This window comes from Cellulomonas sp. NEAU-ZC6 (genome assembly GCF_056844425.1).
The window spans coordinates 333821-350003 of sequence record NZ_JBXFYH010000001.1 but is presented as its reverse complement, the minus strand read 5'-3'; the positions used below and the strand labels follow the sequence as shown (position 1 = coordinate 350003).

13 protein-coding genes are annotated in these 16183 nt (G+C 78.7%); 4 read left to right on the top strand and 9 right to left on the bottom strand.

Features of this window, described 5'->3' with window-relative positions:
• Positions 1–204: 204 nt before the first annotated feature.
• From AC1050_RS01520 to AC1050_RS01480, 9 genes are all read right to left on the bottom strand, one after another.
• Positions 205–2958 carry an FtsX-like permease family protein gene (locus AC1050_RS01520; protein ID WP_482385615.1) on the bottom strand — a complete coding sequence of 918 codons (2754 nt, stop codon included), beginning with the start codon at positions 2956–2958 and terminating at the stop codon, positions 205–207.
• Positions 2955–6242 carry a hypothetical protein gene (locus AC1050_RS01515; RefSeq protein WP_482385614.1) on the bottom strand — a complete coding sequence of 1096 codons (3288 nt, stop codon included), beginning with the start codon at positions 6240–6242 and terminating at the stop codon, positions 2955–2957. The genes AC1050_RS01520 and AC1050_RS01515 overlap by 4 nt, the downstream gene beginning before the upstream one ends.
• Complete coding sequence (locus AC1050_RS01510) at positions 6239–6907, bottom strand: ABC transporter ATP-binding protein (protein ID WP_482387217.1); 669 nt, start codon at positions 6905–6907, stop codon at positions 6239–6241. Before AC1050_RS01510 ends, AC1050_RS01515 begins: the two co-directional genes overlap by 4 nt.
• 11 nt (positions 6908–6918) lie before the next feature.
• Positions 6919–7911 carry an ABC transporter ATP-binding protein gene (locus AC1050_RS01505; RefSeq protein ID WP_482385613.1) on the bottom strand — a complete coding sequence of 331 codons (993 nt, stop codon included), beginning with the start codon at positions 7909–7911 and terminating at the stop codon, positions 6919–6921.
• A gap of 142 nt (positions 7912–8053) precedes the next feature.
• Positions 8054–8695: a DUF3618 domain-containing protein gene (locus tag AC1050_RS01500; protein ID WP_482385612.1), complete on the bottom strand. Its 642-nt coding sequence runs from the start codon at positions 8693–8695 to the stop codon at positions 8054–8056.
• Positions 8688–9134: a phage holin family protein gene (locus AC1050_RS01495; protein WP_482387216.1), complete on the bottom strand. Its 447-nt coding sequence runs from the start codon at positions 9132–9134 to the stop codon at positions 8688–8690. The genes AC1050_RS01500 and AC1050_RS01495 overlap by 8 nt, the downstream gene beginning before the upstream one ends.
• Positions 9135–9208: 74 nt before the next feature.
• Positions 9209–10096, bottom strand: a complete 888-nt coding sequence (locus tag AC1050_RS01490; protein ID WP_482385611.1) for a hypothetical protein — start codon at positions 10094–10096, stop codon at positions 9209–9211.
• Positions 10097–10106: 10 nt separating this feature from the next.
• Positions 10107–10988 carry a manganese catalase gene (locus AC1050_RS01485; RefSeq protein WP_482385610.1) on the bottom strand — a complete coding sequence of 294 codons (882 nt, stop codon included), beginning with the start codon at positions 10986–10988 and terminating at the stop codon, positions 10107–10109.
• Between the two features lie 255 nt (positions 10989–11243).
• A complete protein-coding gene (locus AC1050_RS01480; protein WP_482385609.1) occupies positions 11244–11705 on the bottom strand; it encodes a hypothetical protein in 462 nt (153 codons plus the stop codon).
• A 189-nt stretch (positions 11706–11894) separates the two neighbouring features.
• On the opposite strand from AC1050_RS01480, the gene AC1050_RS01475 reads away from it, so the two are divergent.
• The 4 genes from AC1050_RS01475 (at position 11895) to AC1050_RS01460 (ending at position 16171) form a co-directional block, all read left to right on the top strand.
• Complete coding sequence (locus AC1050_RS01475; protein ID WP_482385608.1) at positions 11895–13739, top strand: anthranilate synthase family protein; 1845 nt, start codon at positions 11895–11897, stop codon at positions 13737–13739.
• A 10-nt stretch (positions 13740–13749) separates the two neighbouring features.
• Entirely contained in the window at positions 13750–14133 is a 384-nt protein-coding gene (locus AC1050_RS01470) for a hypothetical protein (protein WP_482385607.1), read from the top strand.
• 41 nt (positions 14134–14174) lie between these two features.
• Positions 14175–15389 (top strand): DNA polymerase IV, encoded by a 1215-nt coding sequence (dinB, locus tag AC1050_RS01465; protein ID WP_482385606.1) that lies wholly within the window; start codon positions 14175–14177, stop codon positions 15387–15389.
• A gap of 119 nt (positions 15390–15508) precedes the next feature.
• Positions 15509–16171, top strand: coding sequence for a PAS and ANTAR domain-containing protein (locus AC1050_RS01460; protein WP_482385605.1), 663 nt, complete (start codon positions 15509–15511; stop codon positions 16169–16171).
• Positions 16172–16183: the final 12 nt, after the last annotated feature.

Sequence of the window (16183 nt, the reverse complement as noted above, 5' to 3'; positions counted from 1 at the left end):
CGGCCTCCGGTGCTCCGGGCGTCCGCGCGCCCGGGCGGCGGCGGACCGTCCGACCAGGGTGGGTGACCGCGACCGGGACTGAGTGGTGACTGCGTGCTGCGGGACGCCGCCCTGCGGGGTGCCCGGTGCGTACCTGGGTACCGGCGCGCCCGCGGTGCGTGCTCACGCGGGGCCCGCACCGCGGCCGGCGGTGGTGCCGCGCGGTCAGGCGGACGTGCGCAGGACCTGCCCCAGGCGGTGGGAGCGCCGGCGTGCGCGCTCCACCTGCAGCACCACCGCGCCGGCGGCGAGCCCCGCTGCGACCGGCAGGACCGCCGCGGGCCAGGCGACCGGACCGCCGCCGCCGGTCCCGCCCGCTGCCGCACCGCCCGCCAGGCCGAGCGGTCCGAGCACCACCGCTGCCACGACGCAGCCGAGCAGCGCGCCGGCCGCGGAGGCGAGCAGCGCCCCGGGCAGCACCTCGCCCGCGGCGACCCAGCGCGCCTCGCGGTCGGTCAGCCCGACGGTGCGCAGGGTGTCCAGGGCGCGCCGTCGACCGGGACCGCCGGCGGCCGCGGCCACCAGCACGGCCAGGACGACGAACGCGAGCAGCAGCCCCCCGGACACCACGGCCGCCCCCACCAGGGCCCGGGGCAGCACGTCGGCCCGGAGCGCGGCGAGCACCGCCGTGCGCTCGACCACCTCGGCGGCCCCGGGTGGCGGGTCGGCCCGGACGGCGGCCGTCGCACCGGGGCCGGCCAGCCACACGGTGGTCGGCGGGACGGCCTCCGCTCCCCCGAGCTCGGCGACGTCGACCACGACGAGCACGCGGTCCGCGGCCCCGCCCGCCGCCGGTCCGGGGACGGCGAGACCGGCGACCGGGTGCACGACGCGGTCCGCGCCGTCCCACCGCAGCGTGATCTCGCCCGCCGCGGTCCCGGCCGCCGTGCCCGCGGCCGGGAGCGCCGGCGCCAGCGCGGCGAGCGCCCGCGGGTCACCGGCCACCACGTCCGCCCGGACGGCGCCGTCGGCGGTGCGGGCGGGCACGTCGTCGACCACCCGCGCCGCGACCGCGACGTCGACGCCCGGCGCGCGCTCCCAGGCTGCCGCGGCGTCCGCGAGGCGCGCGTCGGCCTCGCCGTGCACCTGCACGTCGCCGCCGACGGCGGCCCACGCCGCCGCGTCCTGGCCGTCCCGCACCGCCACGGCCGCCGACGCGCTGACGACGACCAGCGCGGCAGCGGTGGCCACCGCGAGCACCGGCAGCGCGGCGAGACCGTCGGACCGGGCGCGTGCCACCGCCAGCACCGGCACCGCGCGCCGCGACCGCGACGCCGCCGGGCCGAGCCGGTGCACCAGGGCGGGCAGCAGCCGCGCGACGAGCACCGCACCGACGCCGGCGAGCAGCACGGGCGCCGCTGCGGCGAGCAGGTCCGGGGTCGCGGGCGGGACGACCACGCCGCGGCCCCGACCGGGTGCGGCCACGGGGGCGTCCGGGCGCAGCGTGACGACGGCGGCCAGCGCCAGCGCCAGCAGCGCGACCTCGGCGGCGAGCCGGCGGCTGCGCGTGTCCACGACGGCTCCCCGCGGCCGGGACCGGACCGGGTCGGCCTCCCGCCGCACCGGGCCGAGCGCCGCCGTGACGAGCGCCAGGACGGCGGCCCCCGCCACGGTGACGACGACGGGCCCCGGCGTGGGCCCCGGGACGACCAGCGCACCGAGCGCCCCGCCGGCCGCGGCGCCGAGGCCGGCGACCACGACCGCCTCGGCGCCGGCCTCGACGACCAGCGCCGGCAGGGACGCGCCCCGGGTGCGCCGGGTCACGAGCTCGGCGGCGCGGCGGCGGGCGAGCAGGCCGGCGGTCAGCACCAGGAGCAGGGCGCCCACGGCGACGAGGCCGACCACCAGCGCGGTGGCCGCGGCCCGCGCGGCGGCCAGGTCCGCCAGCACCTCCCGCAGCACGCCGGGCGCGCTGGTGTGCAGCGCACCGCCGGACGCGCCCCAGCCGGCCGTGGCCGGCGCGGCCTGCACGCGGGGCAGCGCCCCGAGCACCCGCCCGGCCGCCACCGTCCCGACGGCTCCCGGGTCGAACGCCACCCGCACCGTGCGCTGCACCTGCCGCGGGTCGACGACCCGCAGCGCGCCGGGCAGCGACGCGTCGGACAGCAGGGCCGCGACCTGCGTGCTGGTCGACGGGCCGATGGTCGCGACCTTCGGCTCGAGCAGGTCCGCCGCGTCCTGCCAGCCGGCGGCCTCCGGGTCGGCCGCCCGGAACAGCCCGGACACCACCAGGTCGATCACCGAGCCGTCCGCGGTGGCGGCCTGCAGCGCATCGCCCGGGGCCGCGCCCAGCGTCCGCGCGACGGCCTCGGACAGGGCGACCTGCACCGGTTCCGGGTCCTCCTGGGCCGGGTCGGGCGAGCTCGCGTCGCCGACCGCCGCGTCCGGGTCGGCGTCCGGGTCCACGGCGGCGACGTCGGCCCAGCCGGCGGGCTCCGCGCCCGCGACCCACTCGACGGGCACGTCGCCGTGGGTCCAGGCCAGCCGCAGCGACGTCTCCCCGGGCGCCCCGGCCGCGGGACCGACGGGTGCGACCGCGAGGGGCACGGACGCCGTCACCGTGACCGGCGGCACGACCACGTCGCCCAGCAGCGTGGTGAGCCCCTCCCCGATGCTCTCCGCGGCCGCGATCTCCACGAGCGCGGCGTCCGGGTCGTACGCGCGCCCCGCGGGGTAGGAGCCGGCCACGGTGACCACCACGTCGGCGTCCGGCCCGGCTCGCGCGACGGCGGCCTGCACCGCGGCGTCGGCCACCCGGTCCACCGCACGCGGCACCGCGGACACGGGCGCCGTCACCAGGGCGACGAGTGCTGCGACGAGCAGCAGCGGGCCGGCCTGGGCCCGCGCCCGGCGGGGCAGCGTGGCCAGGTCCGCCGTGGGCCGCCGCCGCCGGGCCCTGTCGCGGTGCCGGGCGCTCACCCGGCGTCCCCCAGCCGCAGGTGGGCCGCGGAGGCCCGGCGCACCAGGCCGGTGACCACCGGCAGCACGACGGCCGCCGAGCCGGCCAGCAGCACGACGGCGAGCGTGCCCGTGACCGGCCAGGACCAGACCGGCAGGGCCTCGGGCACGGGTCTGCCGCCGTCCGGGGACACGGTGAGGGCGGGCGCGAGCGCGCGGGCCACGACCGCCCCCGCGACCGTCCCGGCCGCGACGGCCAGCAGGTCCACCACGACGTGCTGCACCACGTGCGTGCCCGCCACCGCCCGCGGCGACGCACCCAGCGCGAGCAGCCGGGCGACCTCCGGCCCGCGGTCGTCCGCGGTCTCGGCCGCGTGCAGCGCCGTCCCGACCAGGGCCAGCGCCAGCGCACCGGCGACCAGCACCACCAGCGCGGCGAGCACGCCGCCGCGCAGCGGGCCCGCCCGGAGGTCGTCGGCGACGTCGCCCCGGACGGTGGTCTGCGCCCCGGCGGCGCGCAGGGCCTCGACGTCCGCCGCGGCCGGCAGCCACCACCGGTCGACCAGCGCCCCGGTCTCGCCGTGGCCGAGCGCCAGGTCGGACAGCGTGCGCGCGTCGGCGAGGACCGCCGGACCGCCGACCGCCCCCGGCACGTACGGCGCGACGGCCGTCACGACCGCCGGCAGCGCCGTCCCCCCGACCAGCACGTCGAGCCGGTCCTGCGGACCGACCCCGGCCCCGGCGGCGAGGTCGGCGCTCACCACCACGGGGAGCGCGTCGGGCGGGGCGAAGGCGGTCAGCACGACGACGGACGGCAGGAACGACGCCCGCGCCACCGACACGTCGGCCACCGCACGCAGCGCGCCGGGGCGGGCGACGACCTCGGCGCCGGACACCGTGCCGGCCTCCGAGGACGGCGGCGTCGCACCGGCCGTCCACCCCCGCGCGGCGGCCGGCGCCGACCCGGTGCCGGCCGGCTCCTGCCACGCCAGGTCCACCTGGATCGCGGCCGTGCCACCCACCCCGTCGTCCAGCGGGACGTCGGTCCGCACCCGCAGCAGCACGGCGACCACCCGCACGTCGCGCGCCGCGCCGAGCCCCGCCGGGGCCGGCACCTCGAGGACGTGCTCGGCGCCGTCGAGGGGCACCTCGCCGCCCTGGGCCCGGACCCGGACGCCGTGGCCGTCGTCCAGCACGACCGTCGGCACCACCGACATCGGGTACGAGCCGGTGGTGGTGCCGGTGACCCGCAGCGGCAGCCGCTCCCCCGTCGCCGCGATCGGGAGCGCGGCCGCGAGGTCGTCCTGCTCCGGGGCCAGGCCGGCGGTCAGCCCCGGCCACGTCGTGCCCGCGGGCAGGCGCCCCGCGAGCTCCGCGGCCCGGGTGTCGACGGCGACCAGGCGCGGCTCGGGGCTGCCGGGCACGGCGACCACCAGCGTGCCGAGGCCGGTGGCGCGGTCGGTGACCGGCAGGGCGCCCGAGCCCGACGCGTCGCGGACCAGCACGCCCTGCGCCACCGGCGCCCCGGGCACGCCGGACGCCACGACCGCGGACGGGACCAGGGCCGCCGCCTGCTCGGTCTGGGACCGGGACCAGGTCGCCGCCCAGGACGCGGCCGACGTGGCGGCCGCCGCGGCGAGGACCAGCAGCAGCAGCGCCGTCGCGGCCCGCGGCCGGCGCGCGACGTCGAGGGCCGCCAGCGGGAGCACGAACCGCCGCGACCGTCGAGCGCCGCGCTCGGCCAGCCGCCCGAGCAGCGGCACCAGCCGCAGCACCACGACCGACGCCGCGACCAGCGCCAGCACCGGCGCGAGCACCCGGACCGCGTCCGCGGCGCCGCCCGCACGCAGCCGTCCCGCCGCCAGCACCGCCAGCGCCAGCAGCAGGAGGTCGCCGCCGGAGCGCGCCAGCCGCCGCGCGGCCGCGGTCGACGGGTGGCCGGCCCGCCGCCCGCCCGCCGCCCGGGCACCCGGCACCACGAGCGCCGCCACGAGCGCCGCGGCACCCACGAGGACCGCGCCAACCAGGGTCGCGGGGACGCCCCGTGCCGCGGTGATCCCCGACGCGGCGAGCACGGGCGCGGCCGTCAGCGCCCGGTAGCCGAGCAGCGCCAGCGGGACGGCCAGCACCCCGGCCAGCGCGACCAGCAGCACCGCCTCGCCGAGCGCGAGGCCGGCCAGCTGGCGCGTCCCGGCGCCGCGGTCGACCAGCAGCGCGCGCTCCGCCGCCCGGCGCGTCGTGAGCAGCCGGCCGGCCAGCAGCAGCGCCGCCCCCGCCAGCGCGAACCCGACCAGGCCGGCGGTCAGCACCGCCGCGCCGGTCACCGCGTGCTGCACCGCGGTCGCCGACACGGTCGTCGGCAGCGTCGTCCGCACGACGTCGCGGTCCACCCGGTCGCCGAGGCGGTCGTCCAGGGTCCGGCGCAGCCCGCCGGCCCCGTCGGCGGCCGCCCGCAGGTCGGCGACCGACGCGCCGGCGGTGCTGGGTCGCGACACGACGCTCACCACGCCGACGCCGGTGCCCGCCGCGGCCAGACCGCCGGGCGCCACCACGAAGGGCCCGGCCGCGGGGGCGGTCTGCCGGCCGGACGTCCCCGGGCGGTCGTGGTCGGGGACGGAACCCAGCCCGCCGAGCAGGTCGCGCGACCAGAGCGGCGTGCCGGGGTTTCCCAGCCCGAGCGGCGCGAAGATCCCGACCACCCGCACCCGGGTCGCGGCCGGCGCCAGCACCGCGTCGACCGACGGAGCCAGGTCCAGCACGTCGGACACCGCGAGCCCGAGCGCGTCGGCCGCCGCGACGGGCACCGCGACGTCCAGCAGCGCGGGGTCGTGCCCGGTCGGCCAGCTGCCCTCGACCAGCCGGGCGGCGTCCGCGACGTCCGGCGCGTCGGCCAGGTACGCGAACCCGCCGCCCGCCGGGTCCGTCACGCCCACCGCGTCCGGCGACCCGGCCGCGGCCGGCAGCGCGAGCAGCGGCGACTCCGTCCACACCGACGTGGACGCCGGCAACGGGCCCGTCGCGGCGGTCAGCACCGCCTCGGCCTCCGCGGCGAGCGTCGCGGCCCGGGCGGCGTCCGTGCCCGCGACCGGGACGACCCGCACCACGACCTGGGTCGCGCCCGGCCCGGCCGCACCCAGGCCGGCGTCGAGCGCGTCCCGCCGGCCCTCGGTGAGCAGCAGCCCGCACACGCCCAGCAGGACCAGCGCCACGAGGGCGGTCGCGGTGACCGCCGCCAGCAGCCCGGCCTGGGTGCGGGCGCGACGCAGCGCCAGCGCGGGCGCACCCGTCGCCCAGGCGGTGCTCATGCCGGCAGCACGACGCCGTCGACCAGCCGCACGGCCCGGTCCGCCAGCCCGATCATCACCGGGTCGTGCGTGGAGACGACGGCGGCCATGCCCTCGGCCTCGACGACGCCGCGGATCAGCGCCATGACCGCCAGGCCCGTCTCCGTGTCGAGCTGGCCGGTGGGCTCGTCGGCGATGAGCAGGCGCGGCGACCCGGCCAGCGCGCGGGCGATCGCGACCCGCTGCTGCTGGCCACCGGACAGCTCGTCCGGGCGCAGAGCGGCGTGCCCCTCCAGCCCGACCAGCCGGAGCAGCAGCGCGACGCGGCGCTCCCGGTCGGCCACGGGCAGCGCGCGCAGCCGCAGCGGCACGGCGACGTTCTCCGCGGCGCTGAGCACCGGGACCAGCCCGAACGTCTGGAACACGAACGCGACGACGTCCCGGCGCAGCCGGACCTGACCGGCGGCGTCCAGCGTGGTGACGTCCGTGCCGTCGACGTGCACCGACCCGGCGTCGGCGCGGTCCAGGCCGCCGACGACGTTGAGCAGCGTGGTCTTGCCGGAGCCCGAGCGCCCGACCAGGGCGACCAGCTCGCCCGGCGCGACGTCCAGGTCGGCGCCGCGCAGCGCGTGCACGGCGGCGCGGCCGGCGCCGTAGGTCCGGTGCACGCCGCGGACCCGGACCATCGGGGTGCCGGTCACGTCGCCCCGTGCCGGCGACGGCGGGTGGCGGCGTCGGCGGGACCGGCGGGCGTGCCGGCACCTGTGGACCCCGCGGGGCGGACCGAGACGTGGTCGGCCTCCAGGGCGAGCCGGACACGGCGGGTCAGGTCGAGGGCCTCCCGGTACTCGCGCGGCACCTGCACCCTGCCCGCGCGGTCCATCACCGCGTACTCCTCGGCCACGACGGCCGACGAGCCGTCGTCGCCGACGTGCTCGCGGCGCAGCACCTCGCTGCTGGTCCGGCCGTCCCGGATCGCGACCGTGCGCTCCACCTGGCCGCTGACGGTCGGGTCGTGGGTGACGACCACGACGGTGGTCCCGGCGTCGCGCTGGGCTGCCCGCAGCGCGTCGAAGACCTGCTGGCCGGTCGTCGTGTCGAGCTCCCCCGTCGGCTCGTCGGCCAGCAGCAGGCGCGGCGCGTTGGCGAGGGCCACGGCGATCGCCACGCGCTGCTGCTCCCCGCCGGACAGCTCCCCCGGCCGCCGGTCGCCGGCGTCCGCCAGGCCGACGAGGTCCAGCAGCTCGCCGACCCGGCCGGCGCGCTCCCGGCGGGACCGGCCCGCCAGGGTCAGCGGCAGCGCGACGTTCTGCCGGGCGGTCAGGTACGGCACGAGGTTGCGGGCGGTCTGCTGCCGGACGGTGCCGACCACGGTGCGCCGGTAGGTGACGCGGTCCCGGGGGCCGAGCGCCCCGAGGTCCCACCGGCCGACCCGGACCCGGCCGGCGCTGGGGGCGTCCGCGGCCGAGAGGATGCGCAGCAGGGTCGACTTGCCCGATCCCGACGCGCCGACCACGGCGACCATCTCGCCGGCGTGCACGACCAGGTCGAGCCCCTGCAGCGCCTGCACCTCGACGCCGCCGGACCGGAAGATCCGCACGACGGCGTCGCAGGCCACCAGGGCCTCCCGCCCGAACTCCTCGGGGGTGGCCAGGTGGGAGCCCAGCTCCTCCACAGCGCTGCGTTGCACGGTGCCCTCCGTCGATGCGACCGCGCGGACTGTATCCCGCCACGGCCCCGCAGGTCAGCAGCCGTCTCACGACGTCACCCGGGCGCGCCGACGGCGCCGCACCCCCGCGCTGGGAAGGGGGTGCGGCGCCGTGCGGCGGTGCTCAGCCCTGCTGCGGGGCCTGGCGGACCTCCTGGGCGCCCTGCTGGGCCTGGTCCCGCAGGTCCGTCGCGGCCTCCGTGCCCTGCTCCTTGACGGCGCCCGCCGCCTCGGTGGCCCGGTCCTTGACGGCCTGGACCGCCTCCTGCGCGGGCTCGCGGAGCTCGTCGGCGACCGAGGAGGCCGCCTCCTTGACCTGCGGCACGACGGCCTGGGCCTGCTCCTTGACCGCCAGCGCCGCCTGCTGCTCCTTCTGGGAGGACGGCAGCAGCGACGCAGCGAGCAGGCCCGCGCCGAACGCGATCAGGCCGGCGGCCAGGGGGTTGCCCTGGGCCTGGCGGGTGACCGTCGCGGGCGCACCCTTCACGCCCTCCGCGACGCTGCCCGCCGCCGACCGCGCGGAGTCGGCCGCGGAGTGCGCCTGGTCGACGCCGCCGTGCGCCGCACCGCTGACGGACTCCCGCGCGTCCTGGGCGCTGCCCATCACGCGGTCCCGGACCGCTCCGAACTTGCCGCGGACCTTGTCGGCCTGGCGCTGCGCCATCTGGCGCGGGTCCAGGGCGTCGCCGACGGCGTCGACGTTCGCGCTCAGGTCCGCCCGCGTCGCGTCGATGCGCGCGCGGATCTGCTCCGGGTTCTCACTCATGGTTCGCCTCCTCGTCACCCTTCAGGGCGTTCGGGATCTTCTTGACCGTCTGCGCCGTCCGCGGCGCGCCCTTGATCCGGCGCAGCTCCGCCCGGCCCCGCATCGCGAGCACCGCGGCGATGACGCCCCAGATGACCGCGACGACGAGCGCCGACCAGGAGTGGCCGAGCGGGTGGCTCAGCGCCCACCACAGCGCGATGGACAGGAACAGCAGGACGAAGTGCCCTGCCACCCCCGCGCCGGCGAGCAGCCCGCTGCCGGTGCCGGCCCGCTTCGCCGACTGCGTCAGCTCCGCCTTGGCCAGCTCGACCTCGTCCCGCACCAGCTGCGAGAGGTCCTGGGTCACGGCGCCGATCAGGTCGCCGAGCGAGGGCCGCTCGTCGGCGCCCGCCGTGCCCGTGGTGGACCCCGGCGCGCCCGTCGGGGCGGGTGGCGGCATGGTGCCACCCGTGCCCGGGGCGCCGGTGGGGCCCGCGCCCGGCGCCGCGGCGACGGTGGGGTCCCCCGGCCCGGTCACGGCTGGTCCTCGCGGCGGAGCCCGGCCAGCGGGTCGCCGCCGGCGGTGCCCTCGTCGTCGGACGAGCTCAGGTGGCCGGGCGTCGGGGCCACCGGGGCCTCGCCGCCGCTCGCCGCCCAGGCCTGCTGCTCCGACGGCAGCGCGGGCCACTCGGGCGCGTCGTCCGTGCTGTCGGGACCGGGCTCGCGGTGCTGACCGCCGCCCGACTCGATACCCAGCTCGTCGACCTGGGCCGTGCCACCCGCGACGACCCCCGGGCCGCCCGCGACGCCGGCCGCGCCGACGGCGCCGGACAGGTCCTGCGTGGTCGCGGACGGGGAGCCGTAGGCGCCGTGACCCGCACCGGTCGTACCGGTCGTCCCGGTCGTGGAGGTGCCGCCCGTCGACGTGCTCGGCGGGGCGTCCTTGAGGCCGCGGGTCAGGCGGCCGGCGAGCACGCCGGCACCGGCGGCGAGAGCCAGGAAGGTCCCGGGCTTGCGCCGGGCGAAGTCCGCGACCTCGTGCAGGACGTCACCGGGCTCGCGGTTCTCCAGCCAGCCCGCCACCGAGCCGGTGCGGCCGGCCACCTGCCGGACCAGGTCGGCCGCGAGGCCGCCCTGCTCCGAGCCGTCGGCCATCCGCCCGAGCTCGTCGCCGAGCGAGCGCAGGCTCGCCGCGGCCTTCGTCTGCTGCTCCGAGACCTGGCTCGTGAGGCCGGACCGCGCCTCGCCGAGCAGGTCACGGGCCTGGGCGGTGGCCTCCTGCGCCACGCCGCCCGCCTGCCCCTTGGCCTCCTGCAGGAGGCCCTGGCCGCTGCCCGCGGCAGCGTGGGCGAGATCCGCCGCCTGGTCCTTCGCGGTGCTCGCCGTCGCGGCGGCTGCGCCGCCGGTGTCGTTCGTGCTCATCGTGTCTCCCTCACTCGCTCTTGAAGGTGTCCTTCAGCTTGCCCGTGGCCTTCTCGACCGCGTTCGGCAGCGGCGTGGTGCCGTAGAGCCGGGGGTCGGGCTGGGTGGGCGGGGGCATCGGGACGCCGGCCGGGGGTTCGGCGACGTACGTGAACTCGCCGAGTCCGTCCGGGGTCGGTCCGGAGGCCCAGGAGCCCTTGTCGGCGTCCTGGCCGTCCGAGAAGTTGATGTACTGGTACGCCACGTCGCGGTCCTCCTTGTCGAGCGGGAAGTTGCTCGGCACGGGAAGCCCCTCGAAGCCCTCCTCCTGCAGCTCGCGGGCGGCGGCGATCCACTGGTTCTGGTGCATCGTGTCGCGGGCGAGGAGGAAGGCGAGCAGGTCGCGGACGCCGTGGTCGTCGGTCATGTGGTAGAGCCGGGCGACCTGGACGCGGCCCTGCATCTCGGCGTTGGCGTTCGCCTGGAAGTCGGCCAGCAGGTTGCCGCTCGCGGTGATGTAGCCCGCGCTCCACGGGTTGCCCATGCTGTCCACGGGGCGGGCACCGGCGCCCGCGACGATCGCGTGCTGCAGGTCGGTGCCGCCGAGCACCGCGGCGACGGTGGGGTCCTTCTGGATCGCCTCCTCGGTGATGCCGACGGGGGCCTTCTCGAGCAGCTGGGCGATCATCGTGGCGAGCATCTCGACGTGCCCGAACTCCTCGGCACCGATGCCGTACAGCAGGTCCCGGTACTTGCCGGGCAGGTGGGTGTTCCAGGACTGGAACCCGTACTGCATGGCGACGGTGATCTCGCCGTACTGCCCGCCCAGGACCTCCTGGAGCTTGCGGGCGTAGACGGCGTCCGGCTTGTCGGGCTTGGCCTTGTGCTGCAGCTCTTGACGGTGGAAGAACATCGCGACCTCCGCGCCCCGGAGCCGGGGCGGACACGAGCAGGGGTAGGGCCTGCGGTCGCCGGGTGGCGCGCCGGGACGGCGACCACCCCCGCGACCGGGGTGGCGCCGGCGGCTGTGCTCCACCGGTGCTGAGGCGGGGACCGAGGTGTTCCCGCCGAGGCCGACGCTAGGCCGATCGGGCGAACCCCGCCACGTGAACGACCTGTTGCGGGCCCGGGTCCACGGGGGTATCGCGTGCGCCCGTCCCGACCCTGGTCAGCGCCCCGGCCGCGACTCGTGCCCGGGCAGGCCGTGCGTCCGGTTGCGCTCCTTCAGCTGCGACTCGTAGACGTGCCGGCGCCCGGCCACCAGGCGGTCGCGGGTGCGCCGCTCCGCGTCGGCGAACGTCCGGTAGTACCCGTCGTCGAAGTCCTCGACGACCTGGAAGGTCCACCGGCCCTCCAGCACGTTGCGCCCGACCACCTCGGTGCGCAGCTCGTCGGCGAGGTCGGGGTGCCCCGCTGCTGCCAGCCGGTCGAGCGCGTCGGCGAGCTCGGCGTCGGCGCGCCCGATCAGACGGTGGAAGGCGTAGAGCATCCCGCGGGCGTGCTCGACGACCTCGAACGCCGCGGTGACCCCTCCGACGGCCTCCACGACGTCGTCGGGCACGCCGTCCGGCGGCAGGTGGGCGGGGTCGGGGCGGTCGGCGGGCGGCGGGGCGGCGGCGTCCTGGCTCATGCCGCCATCGTGCGGCGGTCGGGCCACGCACGCGATCCGGATCGGCTATCGTCTCGGCCATGTCCGCGTCGCAGATCTCGTGGTGGTCCGCCTCCTAGGCGGACCTCGACGCGTCGACGACCGCCCCCACCGGGTGGTCGGGCCGTGCGTGACGGCGGGACCCCCGGTCCCGACCCGGAACGGCTCCCCATGACCTCCCTGCTGCGCTCGCTCCTCACCGACGACGCCCCGCCCTTCGCCGTGCTGCACCGCCGCGGCTCCGCCGTCCTCGACGTGCTCGTGGGCGAGGTGCGCGACGTGGAGCACCTCGCCGACATCCCGCTCGACGGCGGCACCGTGCTCGCGCTCGTGCCGTTCCGGCAGGTGCGCGAGCGCGGGTTCGCGGCCCACGACGACGGCGCCCCGCTGCGCTGCCTGCTGGTCCGCGACCGGGAGCAGCTCCCGGTCGCCGAGGCGCTGGCCCTGCTCCCCGAGCCGGTCGCCGTCGGCCCCGGGGCCTTCGACGTCGACGACACCGGGTACGCCGACCGGGTCCGGGCGGTGCTCGCGGACGAGATCGGCCGCGGCGAGGGCGCGAACTTCGTGCTCCGCCGCGACTACGTGGCGGCGACCGCCGCGGCGCCGGGCACCGCCGTGCTGGGCTGGCTGCGGGCCCTTCTCGAGCGGGAGTCCGGCGCGTACTGGACCTTCGCGGTGTCGACGCCGGGCCTGGCCGCGGCCGGGGCGACGCCCGAGCGGCACGTGACCGTGCAGGACGGCGTCGCCCGGATGAACCCGATCAGCGGGACGTTCCGGCACGGGCAGCACGCGCCCACCGGCGACGAGCTGCTCGCGTTCCTGGCCGACACCAAGGAGAGCGAGGAGCTGTTCATGGTGGTCGACGAGGAGATGAAGATGATGAGCGCCGTCTGCCCGGACGGAGGCCGCATCCTCGGGCCGTACCTGGCGCAGATGTCCCGCCTGACCCACACCGAGTACGTGCTCGAGGGCCGCACCGACCTGGACGTGCGCGAGGTGCTGCGGCTGACGATGTTCGCCCCGACCGTCACCGGGTCGCCGATGGGCAACGCGTGCGCCGTGATCGCCCGGCACGAGACGACGCCCCGCGGCTACTACTCCGGCGTGCTGGCGCTGCTCGAGCCGGACGGCGACGGCTACGCGCTGGACGCGCCGATCCTGATCCGTACCGCCTACCTCGACGGCGCCGGCCGGGTGACGGTCCCGGTGGGGGCCACGCTGGTCCGGCACTCGTCGCCGGAGGGCGAGGTGGCGGAGACGCACGCGAAGGCCGCGGGCGTGCTCACGGCGATCGGTGCGGTGCCCCCCGCCCGCGCGGCCGCGGCGCCCGTGCTCGCCGACCAGCCGGGCGTCGCCGACGCCCTGGCGTCCCGCAACGACCGGCTGGCCGCCTTCTGGCTGCGGCCGCAGGCGCCCGACCCGGTGCCCGGGCTGGCCGGCCGGACCGCGCTGGTGGTCGACGCCGAGGACCAGTTCACGACGATGCTCGCGCACCAGCTCCGGCACCTGGGGCTGGCCGCTCGCGTCGTTGCCTGGGACGCGGTCCCCGACGACCCCGACGCCGACCTGCTGGTGCTCGGTCCGGGACCAGGCGACCCCCGCCGCCTCGACGACCCCCGGGTGGCGCGGCTGCACGCGCTGCTCGCGCGCCGGCTCGGGGCCGGGGCGCCCGTGCTCGCGGTGTGCCTGAGCCACCAGGTGCTGGCGCTGCAGGCGGGGCTGCCGGTCGCGCCGCTGCCGGCTCCGCGCCAGGGCCAGCGCCTCGAGGTCGACGTGTTCGGCGAGCGGCCGGCCATCGGGTTCTATAACACCTTCGCCGCGCACGTGGTGCCGGGCGACGTCCGGTCGCCGCTGCTGGACCTCGAGGTCGCGGCGGACCCGGGCACCGGCGTGGTGCACGCGCTGCGGGGACCCGGGGTCGCGTCGGTCCAGGGCCACCTGGAGAGCGTGCTGTCCTCGGACGGGCTCGCGACGCTGCGCCGGCTGGTCGGGCACGTGCTGGCCCCGGCGGGCTAGGTTGGCCGCCATGTCCTCGCGCGCCGGTGTCTCGACCGCCTCCGGCTGGGTGGCGGTGGTCGCGCTCGCGTGCGCCGTGGTGCTGCTGGTGCCGGACTGGTTCGGCCGGCCGCCCGGGGCCTGGCTGCTGCCCGTGGCCGCCGTCGCCGCGCTCGGGGCCGGCTGGCTGCTCGACCCGGGGACCGGGACGACGACCCTGGTGGACGGCCTGCTGGCCACGGCGGGGCTGGCGGCGCTGCTGGCGGGGGCCGGGCTGCTGGTCAGCGCAGTGGTGCGGGCCGTGGCCCTCGGTGACCCGGGCGCCCTGTGGCTCGGAGCCGGGGGCGCGGTCCTCGGGCTGCTGCTCGGGTCCGGGCTGCTCGCCACGCGCCGCGAGGGGCCGCCGCTCGGCTGACTCCCTCCGGGGTGTCAGACCCCGGGTCGACCATGTGCTCCATGGAACCGACCCGGGCCGAGCGCCGCGCCGCGGTCCTGCACGCCGACCTGGACGCGTTCTACGCGTCGGTCGAGCAGCGCGACGACCCGCGGCTGCGCCGGCGCCCGGTGGCGGTCGGCGGCGGGGTGGTGCTGGCCGCGTCGTACGAGGCGAAGCGCCGGGGTGTCCGCACCGCGATGAGCGCGCGGCAGGCCCGCTCGCTCTGCCCCGGGCTGGTGGTGGTCCCGCCCCGGTTCGCGGCGTACACGGCCGCGAGCCGCGCCGTCTTCGCGATCTTCGAGGACACCACCCCGGCCGTGCAGGGCGTGTCGATCGACGAGGCGTTCCTGGACGTGCACGGCCTGCGGCACATCGACGTCCCCCCGGTCGGCATCGGCGCCCGGCTGCGGGAGCGGGTGCGGGACGAGGTCGGGCTCGGCATCACGGTGGGCGTCGCCCGGACCCCGTTCCTGGCCAAGGTCGCCAGCCGGGTCGCCAAGCCGGACGGCCTGCTGCTGGTGGAGCCGGACCGGGAGGACGCGTTCCTGCACCCGCTGCCCCTGGAGATGCTGTGGGGCGTCGGCGAGGTGACCGCGACCCGGCTGCGCGCGTTCGGCCTGGCAACGGCCGGTGACGTGGCGGCGCTCCCGCAGCACGTCCTGGTCGGCGCGCTCGGGCCGGCGATGGGCCGGCACCTGTTCGCGGTCGTGCACGGCACCACCGCAGAGCGGGTGGTCACCGGCAGGCGCCGCGGCTCGGTGGGCGCCCAGCGCGCGCTCGGGCCCGGGCCGCACGACCCCGCGGCGGTCCGGGCGGCGCTGCTCGGCCTGGTCGACCGGGTGTGCCGCCGGATGCGGGCCGGCCACCGGCTGGCCCGGACGGTGGTGCTGCGGCTGCGGTTCGCCGACTACACCAGGGCCACCCGCTCGCGGTCGGTCCCGCACGCCACCGCGTCCGGCGCCGCGCTGGCGGCGACCGCGACCGCCCTGCTGGACGAGGCGGCGGGGCTGGTGCGCGAGCGCGGGCTGACCCTGGTCGGCGTCGCCCTCACGAACCTCGAGCCCGACGACCACTGGCAGCCGACGCTCGACCTGGACGGACCGGACGCGAGCGGTCTGGACGCCGCCGTGGACGCGGTGGCCGAGCGGTTCGGGTCCGGCGCGGTGGTGCGTGGCGCGCTGCTGCGGCACGGCACGGGGCTGGAGATGCCGTCGCTCCCGGACCCCGGGCCCTGAGGACGCGCCCGCGGCGTTCCGGTGTCGCGCCGCTGCGCACGCGCGTAGCGTGATCCGCGACGAGCCGCGCCGCCCCGACGTCGGCGCCCGGTGGACCGCGCACGACGGGGGTGGGAACCATGCAGGACCTGTCCGGTCCGGAGCACGCCCTGGCGCTCGGCACGCGGGCGCGCTCGGGCGGGTTCCGGCTCTCGCTCGAGACCCAGCGCTGGTGGTGGTCCGACGAGGTCTACGCCATCCACGGCTTCGCCCCGCACGAGGTCGTGCCCACCACGCAGCTGCTGCTCGCGCACAAGCACCCCGACGACCGGGACCGCGTGGTCGCCGCGCTCGACGAGGCGCGGCGCACCGGCGAGCCGTTCTCGTCCGTGCACCGCATCGTCGACGCACGCGGCAGGGTCCGGGTGGTCGCGGTCGTCGGCGAGGGGCAGAGCAGCACCGACGGCGGTCCTCCCACCGTGCTGCACGGGTACTTCGTGGACGTCACCGACGTGGTGGACGACCGCGCGCAGGCCGCCGCCTCGGTGGCGATCGCCGCGGCCGCGCAGAGCCGGGCGGTGATCGACCAGGCCGTCGGCGTGGTGGCGTTCGCCCTGTCCGTCGACACCCGCGCCGCGTTCGACGTGCTCCGGGCCGCCTCGAACGACGCGAACGTCCCCATCCGGGTGCTGTCCCGTGCCATCGTCGGTGCGCTGCCCACGCTCCGGCACGACCCCGCCCGCGTCTCGCACTTCATCGAGGGGCTCCTGGCCCCGAAGCACCGCTCCGCGCCCGACGCCTGAGCCGACCGGCGA

Excerpts from the sequence above, each read along its gene's own strand:
- AC1050_RS01515 (WP_482385614.1), bottom strand. The coding sequence starts at position 6,242 with ATGAGCACCGCCTGGGCGACGGGTGCGCCCGCGCTGGCGCTGCGTCGC.
- AC1050_RS01510 (WP_482387217.1), bottom strand. The coding sequence starts at position 6,907 with ATGGTCCGGGTCCGCGGCGTGCACCGGACCTACGGCGCCGGCCGCGCC.
- AC1050_RS01500 (WP_482385612.1), bottom strand. The coding sequence starts at position 8,695 with ATGAGTGAGAACCCGGAGCAGATCCGCGCGCGCATCGACGCGACGCGG.
- AC1050_RS01495 (WP_482387216.1), bottom strand. The coding sequence starts at position 9,134 with ATGCCGCCACCCGCCCCGACGGGCGCGCCGGGGTCCACCACGGGCACG.
- AC1050_RS01490 (WP_482385611.1), bottom strand. The coding sequence starts at position 10,096 with ATGAGCACGAACGACACCGGCGGCGCAGCCGCCGCGACGGCGAGCACC.
- AC1050_RS01485 (WP_482385610.1), bottom strand. The coding sequence starts at position 10,988 with ATGTTCTTCCACCGTCAAGAGCTGCAGCACAAGGCCAAGCCCGACAAG.
- AC1050_RS01480 (WP_482385609.1), bottom strand. The coding sequence starts at position 11,705 with ATGAGCCAGGACGCCGCCGCCCCGCCGCCCGCCGACCGCCCCGACCCC.
- AC1050_RS01475 (WP_482385608.1), top strand. The coding sequence starts at position 11,895 with ATGACCTCCCTGCTGCGCTCGCTCCTCACCGACGACGCCCCGCCCTTC.
- AC1050_RS01470 (WP_482385607.1), top strand. The coding sequence starts at position 13,750 with ATGTCCTCGCGCGCCGGTGTCTCGACCGCCTCCGGCTGGGTGGCGGTG.
- dinB (WP_482385606.1), top strand. The coding sequence starts at position 14,175 with ATGGAACCGACCCGGGCCGAGCGCCGCGCCGCGGTCCTGCACGCCGAC.
- AC1050_RS01460 (WP_482385605.1), top strand. The coding sequence starts at position 15,509 with ATGCAGGACCTGTCCGGTCCGGAGCACGCCCTGGCGCTCGGCACGCGG.